Here is a 17242-nt window from a genome sequence, read left to right as displayed (position 1 = left end):
GCGGTGCTCCTAGGAAACCGGGTGGGTGGGAAGAGAGGTCGGCGATGGGGATGCGGCCAGCGCACCGTCGATGCGGGCGGCGAGCGCGCGGGCGTGCGGAATGACGGAGGCCAGGCCCGTCCCTGCCGCGACGGCCCCGGCCGCATGGACGTGCGCCGGAAGCCCGTCGGGAGCGGCGGCCGCGGCGACGGCATCCGGCCACTCCTGGACGACCAGGTCGACAACGTCGGCGGCGGCCACCTCGACGCCGGTGAGGATCGAGACCTCGCGCGCGACGTCGTCGGCCGAGGCGAGGGTGCCGGCGGCGGCGTCGCGGGCGGACAGCCGCACGAGGTGGATGCCGTCGGGGACCGCCGCGCGCGCCCAGTCCCATTTGGCGGAGATGTGGGTGAGCGCCTTGGCCGCCGTCGGCAGCGTCGGGTCGACGATGACGCCCGATCCGACCGGCTCGGCGGCGAGTCCGGGGTGCGCGATGGCGGCGGCGACGAGGCGGACACCCGCCGCCGTCGGCGCGGGGGCGCGTTTCGACTCGTCGCTGCGCTCCTCGCTCAACGACCGGGGGGCGCGGACACGCTCCGCGCTCGACGACCGGGGGGCGCGGGCACGCTCCTCGCTCAACGACCGGGAGGCGCGGACACGCTCCTCGCTCAACGACCGGGAGGCGCGGACACGCTCCTCGCTCGACGACCGGGGGGCGCTCCCGGTCGTTGAGCGAGCGGAGCGAGTCGAAACGCCCGCACCCGCCAGCAGACGCGCCGCCTCCGCGGGGCCCGTCGCGATCACGAGGTGACGCGCCGACAGCGATCCGCCGGCCGTGTCGACCGTGACCGTCTCGGCATCCGACCGCACGGCACGCACCGCGACGCCGGTGCGGATCTTCGCGCCGTGCGCCGCCGCGGCATCCGCGAGCTCCGCCGGAAGCCGCCACATGCCCCCGCGGACACCGCCGACGGCGGCGCCGGCGCGTTGACCGGTCGCCACGGCATCCGCGGCCTCGAGGAGCGAGCCCCGCGCGACGAACTCGCGCCAGAGGCCGGGGTGCAGCGCGGACAGCCGCGCGTCGGCGGCGGGCCGCGAGTAGACGCTGCGGCACAGCGTGTCGACGAGACGGTCGGCCACGCGAGCGCCGAGACGATCGGCGACGAGGTCGTACAGCGACGGCTCCGCATCCGCCTCGACCGGCAGGCGCCGCTCGGCCCGGGCCCGCGCGGCGCCGTCGACACCGATGATCGCGACGACGTCGTCGGCCTCGGGGTCGGCGGGGATGCCGAGGACGGTCCGTCGCGGCAGGCGGGCGCGGGTGACGCCGTGCTCGGTGGCCACCGCGAGCCACGCGCCCTGCGGGCGCGGCGCGACCAGCTCGAGGTCGAGCCCGGCATCGGCCACGAGGGTGGCGACGGCGTCGGTGCGCGTGGCGAACGACTCCGCGCCGAGGTCGATGTCCACGCCGGCGAGCGTTCCCCACCGCAGCAGCCCGCCGACCTCGGACGCCGCGTCGACGACGATCACGTCGTACCCGGCGCGGGCGAGGTCATGGGCGACGACGAGCCCGCCCATGCCGGCGCCGACGACGATGACGTCGGCATCCGTCGCGGGCGGCGCCGGGGAGACGGCACTCACCGCACGGACTCCGCGGGGGCGCGCCAGTCGTGCACGGTGCGCACGAGGTCGGTGAGCACGGCGGGATCGGTGTTCATCGGCACGCCGTGGCCGAGGTTGAACACGTGCGCCCGCGCGGCGAGACCGGCATCGAGGGCGGCCTGCGCGGCGCGGCGGCGCACGTCCTCCGGAGCGAACAGCAGCGCCGGGTCGAGGTTTCCCTGCACCGTCACGTCGCGGCCGATCCGGGCCACCGCGTCGTCGAGGTCGACGCGGTAGTCGACGCCGAGCGCATCCACGCCGATCGAGGCCATGTCGGCGAGAATCTCACCCGTGCCGACGCCGAAGTGGATCAGGGGCACGTCGATGCCCTCCCCGCGCAGGGCGCGGGCGGGCTCCAGCGCGGCCGCGGATGCCGGGAGCACGGCACGCCGGTAGTCGGCCGGGGCGAGCGCGCCGGCCCACGAGTCGAACAGCTGCGCCGCACTCGCCCCGGCACGCACCTGGAGGGCGAGGAAGCGGCCCGTGACCTCGGCGAGCCAGGCGGTGAGGTCGGCCCAGGCCGCGGGCTCGGAGTGGATGAGGCTGCGGGCGGCGAGGTGGTCCTTGGACGGACCGCCCTCGACGAGGTAGGCCGCGAGCGTGAACGGCGCGCCGGCGAAACCGATGAGAGGAAGCGCCTCGCCGCGGCGGTCACCCTCCTCCGCGAGCATCGCCACGGTGCGCTGCACCGCCTCCACGACGACGTCGCCGCGCTCCTCCACGAGAGCGGGGTCGATCCGCACGAGGTCGGAGATCTCGGCCGCCGTCCGCACCGGGTGGCGGAAGACGGGACCGCGACCGGCCGCGATCTCGACCTCCACGCCGACGAGGTGCAGCGGCACGATGATGTCGCTGAAGAAGACCGCGGCATCCACGCCGTGCCGCCGCACCGGCTGCATCGTGATCTCGCTGGCGAGCTCGGGGGTGAGGCACGCGTCGAGCATCGTGCCGGTGGCACGCAGCGCCCGGTACTCGGGCAGGGAGCGCCCGGCCTGGCGCATGAACCAGACCGGCGTCGTCTCGGGACGCTCGCCGCGGAGGGCACGGACCAGACGTGAGGCGGAGGTGCCGTGCGCGGTCAGGGGGTGAGCGGCGGCGGCGGTGGAGGAGGTGATGATGATGCTCCCGACGGGACGGACTCGAGTGGGCGTTAATCGTTATACTAATCACGTTCCCTTCCGATCCGAATCCGACTGGACCCGCGTGCTCGTCTGCCTCTCCGCCCATCAGCGCACCACTCCCCTCGAGGCGTTGGAGCGGCTGTCGGTCGTCGGAGACACCGTCGCGACCGACCTGACGGCGGCGCACGAGAGCATCCGCGGAGCGGTCGTGCTGGCCACCTGCAACCGGTTCGAGGCCTACTTCGACCTGGCCGACGGGCCCGACGAGGCCTCGCCGCTGCCGGCGATGGATGCCGCGATGGAACGCCTCGCCGAGCTGTCGGCGCTTCCCTTCCGCGACGTGCGCGAGACGGTCGACTTCGCGCACGGCAACCACGTCGCGCAGCATCTCTTCTCGGTGGCGTCGGGCCTGGACTCGGTCGCCGTCGGCGAGGACGAGATCGCCGGACAGGTGCGCCGCGCCCTCGATGCCGCCCGGCGGGAGGGGGTGACGACCGCGCCCCTCGAGCATCTCTTCCAGCGCGCGACGGAGACCTCGCGCGCCGTCAAGAACTCGACCAGGCTCGGCGAGTCGGGCCGATCGCTCGTGCGGCTGGCCGTCGAGCTCGCCGGCTCCCGCCTCGGCTCCTGGGAACAGGCCCGCGTGCTCCTGATCGGCACGGGGCGCTACGCCGCGGCATCCCTCGCGGCCCTGCGCGACGTCGGCGCCGTCGACATCCGCGTGCACTCGCGCTCCGGACGCGACCGCTTCGCGAAACGGGAGCACCTGACGGCGGTGTCGGCCGAGGACTTCGCCGCCGAGGCCGCCCGCGCCGACGTCATCGTCACCTGCACGACCACGACCGACACCTACGCCCTCGACGTGGAGAACCACGGCGCCGCGCGCGCCGGACTGGCCACGCCGCAGCTGATCATCGATCTCGGGATGCCGCGCAACGTCGATCCGGGGCTCCGATCGCTTCCGGAGATCGAGCTGCTCGACCTCGACACCATCCGCGTGCACGCACCGATCGACGAGTTCGCCACCATCGGCGAGGCCCGCCTGATCGTGCAGACCGCGGCGCAGCGTCACGCGATGGCGCGGCGCGTGCACGAGGTGGCACCGGCGGTGGTCCACATGCGCACCCACGTTCAAGCGGTGCTCGACCGCGAGCTCGAGCGGGCGCGCACCCGCGGCGGGAGCGCGGAGACCGAGGCCGCTCTGCGGCACTTCTCCGGCGCGCTGCTGCACGGGCTGATCTCCCAGGGGCACACGCTGGCCGCCGCGGGCTCCGGAACGGCCTGGACCCACGCGGTGGACACCGTCTTCCCCGCCGCCGGCGATCCCCGCACCCGCACGGATGCCGGCGACGCGCGCGACCACGGCGACGGCGACGGCGGACGCGGATGACACGCGTCACGCTCCGCGACGTCGCCGCGCGGGCGGGGGTGTCGACGGCGGCAATCAGCCAGGCGCTCAACGGCCGCGGCAACCTCAGCGCGGAGACGCGGGAGCGCATCAAGGCCGTCGCGGCCGAACTGGGCTACGCGCCCAACAAGCACGCGAGCGCGCTGCGCAGCGGCCGCACGATGTCGATCGGCTTCGTCATGGCCGCCAACTCGCTGCAGGACGGGCGCCGGGCGCTGCAGCGCGCACGCCAGCTCGACGCGCTCGTCGAGGCGGGGGCGACGCGGGGCTTCACCGTGACGGTGCTGCCCGACAGCCGCCCCGACCTCCTGTCGGGCGCGCAGATCGACGCGCTCTATTTCCCCGACCCCGCCGATGATCGCACGATCCTGCGCGACGCCGTGGCCGCCGGCATCCCCGTCGCCGCGAACGACCTCACCGTCCCCGGCGGGGTGCTGACGATCCGCACCGGCTACGCCGCGGCCGTGCGCGCGGGCCTCGCGCATCTGGCCGACGCCGGAGCGCAGCGCATCGGGTTCCTCGTGGACGAGAGCGAGGTCCCGCGCGACCAGCTCGGCGAGAGCGCCTACCTGGCCTGGAGCGCCCTCAACAGGCGCACACCGTTGGTGGCCCGGGTGGACGCCGGGCGACGACGCCTCGTGCCCGCGCTGCACGAGCTCCTGGATGCCGACGTCGACGCCGTCTTCGCGTACTGCGAGGAGGGGCCGGAGATCTACCTGCACCTGGAGGAGATCGACACGGTCATGCCGCGCGACGTGCAACTGCTCGTCCTGTGCACGATCGACTGCGAGATGAACACCCGACTGGGCGTCACCCACCTGTGCCTGCACCCCGAGAAGGCCCCCGAGGTCATGTTCGCCGCGCTCGACGCCGGCGAGGCGCCGCGCTCGATCGAGCTGCCCTACGAGCTCGTCCGCGGCTCCACCACCCGCTGAGCCCGACGGCCGGCGCGGCCTGCCGCCCGCCGACTCGTCCCGAACTCCTCCAACGACGCCGGCCCGCGGCCGCGGGGCCCCGGTTTCGCGGCGTCCGCCGCGCGGCGGTCATGATTCTGGAGGAGTTCGGCACGTCGGCGGCCGCACCTACGATGTCAGGATGCCCACGCTCGGAACCCGCCGCTCCGTCGGCGAGATCGTCGCGCCGCGCCGCCTCGGCCGCGACTTCCGCTGGCTGCTGGCCTCGTCATGGACGAGCAACCTCGGCGACGGCATCGCACTGTCGGCATCCCCGCTCCTCATCGCCTCGCTGACGAGCTCGCCGATCCTCGTCGCCGCCGGCGCGATGATGCAGTATCTGCCCTGGTTGCTGTTCGGACTGTTCGCGGGCTCCGTCGCCGACCATCACGACCGCCGCCGCCTGGTGATCGTCGCGAACGCCCTGCGCGCGCTCGTCGTCGCGGGCCTGGTCGCCTTCCTCGTGACCGGCGCCGTGACCGTGTGGATCGTGCTGGTGGCCGCGTTCCTGTACGGCACGGCGGAGGTGTTCGCCGATACGGCCGGCAGCACGCTGCTGCCGATGCTCGTCCGCCCCGCGGATCTCGGTCTCGGCAACGCCCGGCTTCAGGCCGGCTACCTGGTCGCGAACCAGCTCGCCGGTCCGCCGCTCGGCGCCTTCCTGTTCGCGATGGGATCGTTCTGGCCGTTCGTCACCCAGATCGTCTGCGTGACACTGGCCATCGTGCTCATCGCACGGATCGCCCGTACGCCGATCCCCGAGCGCGAAAAGGCGGATGCCGAGCGGCCCGCCCAGCCGATCCGCGAGGGCCTTCGCTGGCTGCGCGCGAACCCGCCGGTGCGGACGCTCGTGATGATCATCCTGGTCTTCAACATCACCTGGGCCGCCCCCTGGGGCATCCTCGTCCTGTACGCCACCGACCACCTCGGCATGGGGCCGGTCGGCTACGGAGCGCTGACGACGGCATCCGCGCTGGGTGGGCTCGTCGGGATCGGGATCTTCGGCGCGCTGGAGAGGCGGGTCTCGTTCGCGACGCTCATGCGGGTGTGTCTGACGCTCGAAGTGGTCATGCATCTCGCCTTCGCGCTGACGACGGTGCCGGCGATCGCGTTCGTGATCATGTTCGGCTTCGGCGTGTACGCGTTCGTGTGGGCCACGATCTCGACCACCGTCCGCCAGCGCCTCGTGCCGTTGGCGCTGCAGGGCCGCATCGCGTCGGTGAACATGGTCGGCGTCTTCGCCGGGCTCGTGATCGGTCAGGCCCTCGGCGGCGTGATCGCTCAGACCTGGGGCCTCACAGCGCCCTGGTGGTTCGCGTTCGGCGGATCGGCGTTGACGCTCCTCCTCGTCTGGCGCTCGATCTCATCGATCGCCGCGGCGAAGCCAGTGCTGGCAGAGACGGACAGCGGTGCCGACGAGCCCCGGTGACGAGGCACGAACGTCCGCGCGTGCGCGTCTCATCGTGGGAGGGTCGTGATCCCCAGGTCGAGAAACGGCAGACTGTCCCGCGGCAGCACGATCGTGCAGACGACACTGTCGTCTGCACGGAACCCGAACGCGTAGACGAACGGGTCGGTGTCGATGTGCAGGCCGGAGCGGTCGCGGCCGTCGACGGTGACCGAGGCCGGGGCCACCGCCGTCGGCGTCGCGCGCCAGCCGCCGTCATCCGGGAAACCTGTGGGAATCGCCGGCAGCCCCAGCTCCTCGCGGTAGACGTTGCGCAGCACGTCATTGGTGTGGTCGACGAGCAGCGGGGCGAGCGCATGCCTCTCCGGGTCGGGCGATGCCTGCCACGCCGTGCGGACGGCGCTCCACAGCATCGGGTATCGGAGGAACTGGGCCTGTTCGACGAGCCAGGCTGGTCGCCCCCACGGCGGTTCCTCCTCGATGGAACGCCGTGTCTGCTCGTCGAGTTCGATCTCATTCCTCGGATCGGACCGGTCCTCGGGGTACCGCCACAGTGTGTAGGAGAACTCCACCGTCAGCTCTTCGTGACCTGCCCACCCCGAACTCTCCGTGAAGCCCGTGATCGGCAGACGTGTGATGCCCGGTTGCGGGCGCAACTGGAAGACCGGGAACGCGACGGCGCGCAGCCGCGCGTCGGAGGCGACACTCGGATCGGGCGCGTCTTCCGGGAGAACCCCGCCGAACTCCATATCCCCAGTGTGACGGACGGCGGGCGATGCCGGGAGCGAGTGGGGCGAGTGGGCCGATCGGCGCCGCTCAGTCCTCGAACGCGCCGTAGACCTCGAGCGTGTTGGCCGCCAACTGCGCGCACAGCTCGGCGAGCGGCATCCCGAGCTCCTCGGCCATGAAGCGCACCGTCACCGGGATCAGGTACGGCGCGTTCGGTCGACCGCGCAGCGGCGTGGGCGTGAGGAACGGCGCGTCGGTCTCGACGAGGATCCGCTCACGCGGCGTCACCGCCAGCGCGTCGCGCAGGTTCTGCGCGTTCTTGAAGGTGATGTTGCCCGCGAAGCTCAGCCAGTAGCCGCGGTCGGCGGCGATGCGCGCCATGTCGGCGTCGCCGGAGAAGCAGTGGAACACCGTCCGCTCGGGGGCACCGACCCGCTCCAGCGTCTCCAGCACGGCCTCGTGCGCGTCGCGGTCGTGGATCTGCATCGCGATGGCGTGCTTCTTCGCCAGCGCGATGTGCGCCTCGAAGCTCTCGAACTGCGCGGGACGTCCCGCCTCGTCGGTGCGGAAGAAGTCCAGCCCGGTCTCGCCGATCGCGCGCACGCGCGGCTGCGCGGCGAGCTCGTCGATCACGGCGATCGCCTCGGCGAGCATGCTTCGCTCGGCATACGCGGGTGCCTCGTTGGGATGGATCGCCACCGCCGCGAGCACGCGGGGGTGGGATGCCGCGGCCCACGCCGACCACCGGCTCGATTCGATGTCGCCGCCGGCCTGCACGGCCCCGATCACGTTGACCTCGACCGCGCGACGCAGCTGCTCGTCGAGCGGCAGCCCCTCGCCGTCCTCGATCTCCAGGTGCGTGTGGTTGTCGTACACCGGCACGGGCAGGGGCTCCGGCGCCGGCGGGTACGAGACGTCGCGCGCGCTCTTCTCACGCACGCGGACGTACGTCGACGGATCAACGGCCTCGCTCACCGGCATCCCCTCTCTGCTTCGCTCCGGCGCACTGTCCCCGCCGCCCCTCCGTGTCCCACTCTCTGTCGAATAGCGCACCCCCAGGGAGCATCTTTGGGGACATGCCGCGCCGCAAGTGGGACACAGACGGGCGAGACGGGCGGGAATTCCTACTGCTCGATGCGCGGGAACAGCGGCTCGAGCCCGTTCACGCTCGTACCGGGGACGAGCACGCCCCAATTCCCGGCCTCACGCAGCGGCTGGTCCTGCAGACGCCCCGCATGCCCGAGCGCCACCCACAGCTTCTGCGTCGCCACCGGCATCACCGGGCTGAGCAGCACCGCGAGGGCGCGCAGACCCTCCGCCGCCGTGTACAGCACCGTTGCGAGGCGCGCGCGCTGGGCGTCGTCCTTCGCCAGCGCCCACGGCGCGTTCTCGGTGATGTAGCCGTTCAGCGCATCCACGATCGTCCAGATCGCGGCGATGGCCTCGTCGGGACGGAACCGCTCCATCGCCGCATCGGCGGCCGACGCGGCATCCGCCACGATCTTCTGGATGCCGAGGTCGCCCTCCGTGTACGCGTCCGGCGGCGGCACGATGCCCTCGAAGTACTTCTCGATCATCGCGGTCGTGCGCGAGGCGAGATTGCCGAAACCGTTCGCGAGCTCGGCCTGGTAGCGCGCCGACAGGTCCTCCCACGAGAACGAGCCGTCCTGGCCGAACGCGATCGCCGAGAGGAAGTAGAACCGGTACGCGTCCGATCCGAACACGTCGGTGATCTCGGTCGGGGCGATGCCGGTCAGCTTGGACTTCGACATCTTCTCGCCGCCGACGAGCAGCCACCCGTGGGCGAACACGCCGCGGGGCACGTCGAGCCCGGCCGCCATCAGCATGGCGGGCCAGATGACGGCGTGGAAGCGGAGGATGTCCTTGCCGACCACGTGGTAGGCCGGCCAGCGCCGCGCGAACTGGTCGGGATCGGTGCCGTACCCGACCGCGGTCGCGTAGTTGAGCAGCGCGTCGACCCACACGTAGATGACGTGTGACGGGTCCCACGGCACGGTGATGCCCCAGTCGAACGCCGAGCGGGAGATCGACAGGTCCTTCAGCCCGGACCGCACGAACGAGACCACCTCGTTGCGCGCCGACTCGGGCCGCACGAAGTCGGGCTCGGTCTTGTAGAGCTCCAGCAGGCGGTCCTGGAACTCGCTCAGCTTGAAGAAGTAGTTCTTCTCCTGCAGCAACTCCAACGGCTTGGAGTGGATCGCGCAGACCTTGAGGCCCTCGAACGCCCCGGTGCCGTCGACGATCTCCGCCTCGGGCTTGAACTCCTCGCAGCCGACGCAGTACAGCGCCTCGTACTCGCCCGCGTAGATGTAGCCGCGGTCGTAGAGCGCCTTCACGAACTGCTGCACGCGCTCCTCGTGGCGCGGCTGCGTCGTGCGGATGAAGTCGTCGTTGGCGACGTCGAGCGTCTTCAGCAGCGGGAACCACGACTCGGTGACGAGCTTGTCGACCCACTCCTGCGGCGTCACGCCGTTCGCGGCCGCCGCGCGGAGCATCTTCTGCCCGTGCTCATCGGTGCCGGTGAGCATCCAGGTGTCGTCTCCCGCCTGGCGATGCCAGCGCGCGAGGGTGTCGACGGCGACCGTCGTGTACCCGTGGCCGATGTGCGGCAGATCGCTCGGGTAGTAGATCGGCGTCGTGATGTAGAAGGACTGACCAGATGTCACCCGTCGATTCTAGTTCGGGGCGACCGTCGCCTCCCCCGTGTGACGACGCCGCGGAGCCCTCTCGCGCCGTCAGGCGCTCTCGCGGACGATCAGCGTCGTGGGAAGGACGACGGCGTCGCGCTGGCGGCCGGCGATGGCGTCCATGACCATCTCGACCATGGTCGCGCTGATCTGCGCCCAGGGCTGGCGGATCGTGGTCAGAGGCGGCGTGTGCGCCTCGGCGAGACCCGAGTCGTCGAAGCCGGCGAGCGCGATGTCCTGCGGGATGCGGCGCCCCTGCGCGGCGAGCGTCTGCGCCGCGCCGACGGCGAGCAGGTCGCTGGCGGCGAACACGGCATCCACGTCGGGGGCCCGCTCCAGGAGGCGGGACATCGCCGCGGCGCCGGCGTCGCGCGTGAACGCCACGACCTCGACGAGGTCCTCGTCGAAGCGCTCACCGAGCTCCTCGCGGAAGCCGTCGAGGCGGAAGCGTCCGCTGGGGGTGTCCAGCGGCCCGGTGATCAGGGCGATGCGGCGGTGTCCGGCATCCATGAGGTGCCGCGTCATCGTCCGCGCCGAGCCCACCTCGTCGATCGCGACGTGCGGCACGGCGAGACCCTCCCACAGCGGGATGCCGGAGCACACCGTCGGCACGCCGGCGTTCACGAGCGAGCCGAGCAGGTCGTCGGAGTCGTGCGAGGAGACGAGCAGCACGCCGTCGACGTGACCGGCGCGGACGTAGCGTTCGGCGTTGGCCTGCTCGCGCTCGGTGTCGGCGATGAGCAGCACGAGCGTCATCCCCCGCTCGGAGACCGCGTCGGTCGCGCCGCGCAGCAGCAGCGCCATGTTCGGGTCGGACAGGAGGACGTGCTGCGACTCGGTCAGCAGGAAGGCGAGGGAGCCGGTCTTCCCGGTCGCAAGGCTCCGCGCCGCCTGGTTGGTGGTGTAGCCCGTGGAGACGATCGCGGCGTCGACGGCGGCCCGGGCCTCGGGCGACACCCAGTGTCCGCCGTTGAGCACACGCGACACCGTTCCGTACGAGACGCCGGCCGCCGCGGCCACGTCGCGGATGGTCGGCTTCCTCGGCACGTCACTCGGTGTCACGAGAGCCGACTCTACCGGTGTCTACAACGATTCCGGCTCGAAGAGCACCCCTCACTGTAACCGATCACAGTCGGAAGACTGTAACCGGTCACAGTTCGATAACGAAGCCGTTATCTTTCGATTTCCGACCGCACAATTGAGGGCGTTCGCACCCGGTGCGACATCACCCCAGGGCGGCGGAGCAGCCGAGCTACGGCCCCTCTCCCCCTGTGATCCCAGAGAGAGGCACACCGATGAAGGTGAAGAAGAAGGGCGCCGTCGCCCTCGGACTGCTCGTCGCGTCCGGCATCCTGGCACTGGCCGGCTGCTCCGGCGGCTCGAGTGCACAGCCCACCGGCAGCGCAGACGCGGGGGCCGCGACCAGCGGCCAGCTGACCGTCTGGGTCGACGCCGACCGCGCACGCGCCCTGGAGGACGTCGCGAGGAAGTTCGAGCAGGACAAGGGCGTGAAGGTCAACCTCGTCGTCAAGGACTACGGCAAGATCCGCGACGAGTTCACCGCGCAGGTTCCGACCGGGAAGGGCCCGGACATCACCATCGGCGGCCACGACTGGATCGGCGCGTTCGTCAAGGACGGCATCGTCGCCCCGGTCGAGCTCGGCGACAAGGCCGCCGACTTCGAGAAGGTCGCCGTCGAAGCCGTCACCTACGAAGGCAAGACCTACGGACTGCCCTACGCGATCGAGAACATCGCGGTGCTGCGCAACACCGCGCTGGCCGACTCGACCCCGGCCACCTACGACGAGATGATCGCCAAGGGCCGCGCCGCCGGCACGGAGTACCCGTTCGTCGTCGGACTCGACCCGCAGGCATCCGACCCGTACCACCTCTACCCGTTCCAGACGTCGTTCGGCACCTCGGTGTTCGCCCGCAACGCCGACGGCTCCTACGACGCCGGCAAGCTCACCATCGGCGACGAGGGCGGACAGAAGTTCGCCGCCTGGCTCGCCGCGCAGGGCGACACCGGCACCAAGGTGCTGAACCTGAACCTCTCAGGCGACCTCGCCAAGGAGGCCTTCAACGCCGGCAAGTCGCCGTACTTCCTGACCGGCCCGTGGAACGTCGCGGATGCCCAGAAGGCCGGCATCGACGTCGCCGTCGACGCCATCCCGCCCGCGGGCGGCGGCGACGCCCAGCCGTTCGCCGGCGTGCAGACGTTCTTCCTCAGCGCCAAGAGCAGCAACGCCCTCATCGCCAACGAGTTCCTGGTCAACTACATCGCCACCGCCGACGTCCAGACGGCGCTCTTCCAGGCCGGCGGACGTCCGCCGGCACTGACCGCCGCCTTCGAGGCGGCGCAGTCCGACCCGATCGTCGAGGGCTTCGCGAAGGTCGGCGCGAACGCCGTGCCGATGCCCTCGATCCCGCAGATGGGCTCGGTCTGGGACGACTGGGGCAAGACGGAGGCCGCCCTCATCAAGGGTGTCTCCGACCCGGCCGCGGAGTGGACCACGATGGCCGACTCGATCACGAGCAAGCTCGGCTGATCCCGCGAGGAGGGGCGGCCGCACCGCCGCCCCTCCTCGACCGCTCCCCCACCCTTTCCGACAGGAGTCGAAGATGACTGGCCCCACCATCGCCGCGCCGCCCCCGACGCGTGCGCCCGAAGACCGCGCCGCCGCTCGGCGCCGCAGACGCGCCGAGGCCTGGGCGGAAGCCGCCGGCGCCGGCTGGAAGGTGTGGCTGGTCAAGATCGTCTGCCTCGGCATCATCGACGCGATGGCGGTCTACGCGATCCTGGTGCTGCTGACCAAGGACAGCCTCCTCGTCGCCGCCGTCGTCGCCCTCGGCATCCTCGCGATCAACGTCGTGTACCTGAAGCCGGGCCTGCTTCCCGCGAAGTACCTGACCCCCGGGCTCGTCTTCCTCTTCGTCTTCCAGATCTTCGTCGTCCTGTACTGCATCTACATCGCCTTCACCAACTACGGCTCGGGCCACGTGTCCAGCAAGGACGATGCGGTCAACGCGCTCCTCATCCAGAACCAGCAGCGCGTCGAGGACTCCGCCGCCTACCCCGTGTCGGTGCTCGAGAAGGACGGCGCCCTCTTCTTCCTGGTCACCACGCCGGACGGACAGGCCGAGATCGGCGGCGCCGACCGGCCTCTCGCCGCGGCGCCGGATGCCGAGTTCTCGGGCGACCGCGCCGTCTCGCTCCCCGGCTACACGACGCTGGACTTCGCCCGTCTCGTCGCCGACCAGCAGGCCGTGTCCGCGATGGCCGTGCCCTTCTCGGACGATCCGAACGACGGCACGCTGCAGACCCGCGACGGCTCGACGGCCTACCAGTACGTCTCGACGCTCGTGTGGGACGCGGATGCCGACACGATGACGAACACCGACACCGGTGTCGTCTACACCGACAACGGCAACGGCTCGTTCGCGTCCGCCGACGGACAGACCCTCGCCACCGGCTGGCAGGTCTGGGTCGGCGGCGACAACTTCGTACGGGCGTTCACGACCGAGTCCATCCGGGGCCCGTTCCTCGCGGTGCTCGTCTGGACGTTCGTGTTCGCGATCCTGTCGGTGGCGACCACGTTCGCCCTCGGCCTGTTCCTGGCGATCGTGTTCAACGATCCGCGGATGAAGAGCAAGAAGTACTACCGGGTCATCATGATCCTGCCCTACGCCTTCCCCGCCTTCCTGTCCGCCCTGGTCTGGCAGGGCATGTTCAACCAGGACTTCGGCTTCATCAACCAGACGCTCCTGGGCGGGGCGTCGATCCCGTGGCTGCAGGACCCTCTGCTGTCCAAGATCTCCATCCTGGTCGTGAACCTCTGGCTCGGCTTCCCCTACATGTTCCTCGTCACCACGGGGGCGATCCAGGCCATCCCCGACGACATCCAGGAGGCCGGCCGCGTCGACGGCGCGGGTGTGTGGCAGATCTTCCGCCACATCAAGTTCCCGCTGCTGCTGGTGTCGGTCGCGCCGCTGTTGATCTCGTCGTTCGCCTTCAATTTCAACAACTTCAACCTGATCTACATGCTGACCGGCGGCGGGCCGCGGTTCGCGGACGCCTCCATCAACGTGGGCGCGAGCGACATCCTCATCTCGATGGTCTACAAGGTGGCCTTCGTCGGCGCGGAGCGCGACTACGGACTGGCCAGCGCGTTCTCGATCATCATCTTCGTGCTGGTGGCGGTCATCTCCTACCTCAGCTTCCGCCAGACCAAGGTTCTCGAGGAGCTGAACTGACATGACCGTCCCGGACACCCTCCCCCGCACCGCCGCGGCACCCGCGGCACCGGCCGCGACGGCCGCGACGCACCCGCGGCGCCCCTTCGGCCGCTGGTTCCGCGAGACCGGCTGGCGCCACCTCGTCGGCATCGTCATGCTCGTGTTCGCGGCGTTCCCGCTCGTCTACGTGCTGTCGGCGTCGCTGAACCCCGGCGGAACGCTGCTGACGGCCAACAGCCTGTTCGCCAAGGTCGACATCGGCAGCTACATCGCCCTCTTCCAGGATCCGCTGCGGCCCTACGGCAACTGGTTCGTGAACTCCGTGTTCATCGGGCTCACGACCTCGTTCTTCACGGTCGTGCTGTGCGCGCTCGCCGCCTATGCGTTCTCGCGCCTGCGGTTCTCGGGGCGCCGGTTCGGACTGCTCACGCTGCTGCTGGTGCAGATGTTCCCGCAGCTGCTCGCCGTCGTCGCGATCTTCCTGCTGATGAGCGCGATCGGCGACATCTTCCCGGCACTGGGACTCAACTCCCAGATCGGACTGATCATGGTCTACCTGGGCGGGGCGCTCGGGGTGAACACGTTCCTGATGTACGGGTTCTTCAACACCGTCCCGGCCTCGATCGACGAGGCCGCGAAGATCGACGGGGCGGGGCACGCCCGCATCTTCTTCACGATCATCCTGCGCCTGGTGGCGCCGGTGCTCGCCGTGATCGGGCTGCTCTCGTTCATCGGCACGATGAACGACTTCCTGATCGCCTCGGTCATCCTCGTCGATCCCGACAAGCAGACGCTGGCCGTGGGGCTGTATCAATTCGTGTCGCAGGAGACCGCGCGCAACTGGAGCGTCTTCGCCGCCGGGGCCGTGCTCGCCGCCATCCTGCCGATGGCGCTCTTCCTGTCGCTGCAGCGCTTCATCGTCGGCGGACTCACGGCCGGCTCGGTGAAGTAGGGCTCCGCCGCTCGGCGGCGCCACCAGACCACACGCCACCAGAACACAATCAGAGGGCTCTGTCACGGACCTCCGTGCAACCACGTCGCATCCATCGCCGACGTGCGCGTCGGCATCCTTCCGGAGGTTCTCATGATCGATCCCGCACGCCCGCACCACGACGGCTCGCCGTTGCACGTCTCGCACGCCGACCCCGCGCTGGGCGACGAGGTCACCGTCCGCCTGCGCGTCCCCGCGCACTACGGACCGGTCGTCCGCGTCGTCGTGCGCAGCAACCCGGACCACGAGCCGGCCTGGGTCGAGGCCGTGCACGACGGGACCGCCGAGGGATGGGAGTGGTGGTCGGCGCGCATCGTGGTCGCCAACCCCCGCCACGGCTACCGCTTCCACCTCGTCGGGGCGGACGGCCGGGTCGAGGTGCTCAGCCAGGCGGGACTGTCCGACATCGACGCCCTCGATGCGCAGGACTTCGCCCTCGTCGCCGGGAACCCGCCGCCCACCTGGATGACCGACACCGTGCTGTACCAGATCTTCCCGGACCGCTTCGCGCGCTCCGCCGCGGCGGACGATCGCCCCGCCCCGCCGTGGGCGCTGCCGGCGGCGTGGGACGAACCGCTGGATCCGACCCACCCCGGTCGCAGCCGCCAGCTCTACGGCGGCGACCTGGACGGTGCCGCGGAGAAGCTCGACCACCTCGTCGACCTCGGCGTCACGGCGCTCTACCACACCCCCGTCTTCCCGGCCGAGTCCAACCACCGCTACGACGCATCCCGTTTCGACCTCGTCGATCCACTGCTCGGAGGCGACGACGCGTATCGCCGGCTCATCACGGCCGCGCACGGCCGCGGCATCCGCGTGATCGGCGACCTGACGACCAACCACTCCGGAGCGGCGCACGAGTGGTTCCGCGCCGCCTACGGGTCTCCCGAGGCCCCCGAAGCCGCGTTCTACTACTTCCGCGACGAGGCCCACACCGTCTACGAGACCTGGCTGGATGCCGCGACGCTGCCCAAGTTCGACTGGAGCTCGGCGGAGCTGCGCCGCCGCTTCATCGAGGGCCCCGAGTCGGTCGTCGCGCGCTGGCTGACGGCCCCCTACGGCATCGACGGGTGGCGCATCGACGTCGCCAACATGACGGGCCGTCTCGGCGCCGAGGACCGCAACGCGCAGGTGCGCCAGACACTGCGACGCACCATGGTCGAGGTCGCGCACGACACCCTGCTGCTCGCGGAGTCCACCAACGACGCGGCCAGCGACCTGCAGGGCGACGCCTGGCACGGCGGGATGACGTATCCGGCGTTCACGCGGGGCGTCTGGGCCTGGCTGGCCGAACCGCGCTCCCTCCCGCACCGCGGGTTCGACGGGCGCGTCACCGACGAGATGTGGTTCTTCGGTCTGCCGACGGGGATGCCGAGCTACACCGCGGAGCAGTTCGTCCGACAGCTGCAGCGCTTCACGAGCCAGATCCCGTGGCGCGTGCAGCTGGGCACCATGAACGCGCTCGACACCCACGACACGGCCCGTTTCGCGACGTACGCGACGGAGGAGTCGATCGTGCCGGCGGTGGGGCTGTCGATGACCCTCCCCGGCATCCCGGTCGTCTACGCGGGCGACGAGTTCGGCCTCGAGGCGGTCGACGGCGAGATGAGCCGGACGCCGATCCCCTGGGACCGGGCCGACGAGCCCGCGATCGCCGCCCGCATCGCGCTCTACCGCGAGCTCATCGGGCTGCGCCGAGGCCACCGCGCACTCTCGACCGGCGGCCTGCGCTGGCTGCACGCCGACGCCGGCTCCGTCGCCTTCGTGCGCGAGAGCGCCGAAGAGGCGGTGCTCGTGGTCGCCGCCTCCACCGACCTCGACGTGATCCTGCCCAGCGGCGCGCTCATCGGCGTCGACGCGGCACGGCCGCTGTACGGCGCGGTCCGCCTCGACGCCGACCCGAGCGGCGCGGTGCGGCTGCGCGGCACGGGCGCGTCGTTCGCCGCGTGGGCGCTTCCCGGCGTCGACGCTCCCGCCGCCCGCGCGACGTCCGCCGAATCGACGCCGGAGGCGTTCGCCCAGCTCGGCGGACCGGAGCTCTGACCGG

The 17242-nt window shown here is 71.2% G+C and carries 13 protein-coding genes; 7 read left to right on the top strand and 6 right to left on the bottom strand.

Features of this window, described 5'->3' with window-relative positions; genetic code table 11:
- Positions 1-9: 9 nt before the first annotated feature.
- Positions 10-1620 (bottom strand): protoporphyrinogen/coproporphyrinogen oxidase, encoded by a 1611-nt coding sequence (locus tag MHO01S_RS08770; RefSeq protein ID WP_061782167.1) that lies wholly within the window; start codon positions 1618-1620, stop codon positions 10-12.
- Positions 1617-2693, bottom strand: coding sequence for a uroporphyrinogen decarboxylase (gene hemE, locus MHO01S_RS08765; RefSeq protein WP_231735066.1), 1077 nt, complete (start codon positions 2691-2693; stop codon positions 1617-1619). Before hemE ends, MHO01S_RS08770 begins: the two co-directional genes overlap by 4 nt.
- Before the next feature lie 151 nt (positions 2694-2844).
- On the opposite strand from hemE, the gene MHO01S_RS08760 reads away from it, so the two are divergent.
- The 3 genes from MHO01S_RS08760 (at position 2845) to MHO01S_RS08750 (ending at position 6552) form a co-directional block, all read left to right on the top strand.
- Positions 2845-4152, top strand: a complete 1308-nt coding sequence (locus MHO01S_RS08760) for a glutamyl-tRNA reductase (RefSeq protein WP_255266076.1) — start codon at positions 2845-2847, stop codon at positions 4150-4152.
- Positions 4149-5105 carry a LacI family DNA-binding transcriptional regulator gene (locus MHO01S_RS08755; protein ID WP_061782166.1) on the top strand — a complete coding sequence of 319 codons (957 nt, stop codon included), beginning with the start codon at positions 4149-4151 and terminating at the stop codon, positions 5103-5105. The genes MHO01S_RS08760 and MHO01S_RS08755 overlap by 4 nt, the downstream gene beginning before the upstream one ends.
- 160 nt (positions 5106-5265) lie before the next feature.
- A complete protein-coding gene (locus MHO01S_RS08750) occupies positions 5266-6552 on the top strand; it encodes an MFS transporter (RefSeq protein WP_060959329.1) in 1287 nt (428 codons plus the stop codon).
- Positions 6553-6581: 29 nt separating this feature from the next.
- Here the strand turns inward: MHO01S_RS08750 and MHO01S_RS08745 are convergent, their stop codons facing one another.
- From MHO01S_RS08745 to MHO01S_RS08730, 4 genes are all read right to left on the bottom strand, one after another.
- A complete protein-coding gene (locus MHO01S_RS08745) occupies positions 6582-7280 on the bottom strand; it encodes a hypothetical protein (RefSeq protein ID WP_060959328.1) in 699 nt (232 codons plus the stop codon).
- 67 nt (positions 7281-7347) lie between these two features.
- Positions 7348-8241 carry a TatD family hydrolase gene (locus MHO01S_RS08740; protein ID WP_060959327.1) on the bottom strand — a complete coding sequence of 298 codons (894 nt, stop codon included), beginning with the start codon at positions 8239-8241 and terminating at the stop codon, positions 7348-7350.
- Between the two features lie 143 nt (positions 8242-8384).
- A complete protein-coding gene (gene metG, locus MHO01S_RS08735) occupies positions 8385-9947 on the bottom strand; it encodes a methionine--tRNA ligase (protein WP_060959326.1) in 1563 nt (520 codons plus the stop codon).
- A gap of 69 nt (positions 9948-10016) precedes the next feature.
- Positions 10017-11030 (bottom strand): LacI family DNA-binding transcriptional regulator, encoded by a 1014-nt coding sequence (locus MHO01S_RS08730; RefSeq protein WP_060959325.1) that lies wholly within the window; start codon positions 11028-11030, stop codon positions 10017-10019.
- A 233-nt stretch (positions 11031-11263) separates the two neighbouring features.
- Between MHO01S_RS08730 and MHO01S_RS08725 the strand changes: the two genes are divergently transcribed.
- The 4 genes from MHO01S_RS08725 (at position 11264) to MHO01S_RS08710 (ending at position 17238) form a co-directional block, all read left to right on the top strand.
- Positions 11264-12517: a sugar ABC transporter substrate-binding protein gene (locus MHO01S_RS08725; RefSeq protein ID WP_060959324.1), complete on the top strand. Its 1254-nt coding sequence runs from the start codon at positions 11264-11266 to the stop codon at positions 12515-12517.
- 73 nt (positions 12518-12590) lie between these two features.
- Positions 12591-14222, top strand: a complete 1632-nt coding sequence (locus MHO01S_RS08720; protein WP_060959323.1) for an ABC transporter permease subunit — start codon at positions 12591-12593, stop codon at positions 14220-14222.
- A gap of 1 nt (position 14223) precedes the next feature.
- Positions 14224-15156, top strand: coding sequence for a sugar ABC transporter permease (locus tag MHO01S_RS08715; protein WP_060959322.1), 933 nt, complete (start codon positions 14224-14226; stop codon positions 15154-15156).
- Between the two features lie 132 nt (positions 15157-15288).
- A complete protein-coding gene (locus MHO01S_RS08710) occupies positions 15289-17238 on the top strand; it encodes a glycoside hydrolase family 13 protein (protein ID WP_061782165.1) in 1950 nt (649 codons plus the stop codon).
- Positions 17239-17242: the final 4 nt, after the last annotated feature.

It is taken from the genome of Microbacterium hominis NBRC 15708 (assembly GCF_001592125.1).
Taxonomy (GTDB): Bacteria; Actinomycetota; Actinomycetes; order Actinomycetales; family Microbacteriaceae; genus Microbacterium; species Microbacterium hominis.
This window is presented reverse-complemented; position numbering and strand designations above follow the sequence as displayed.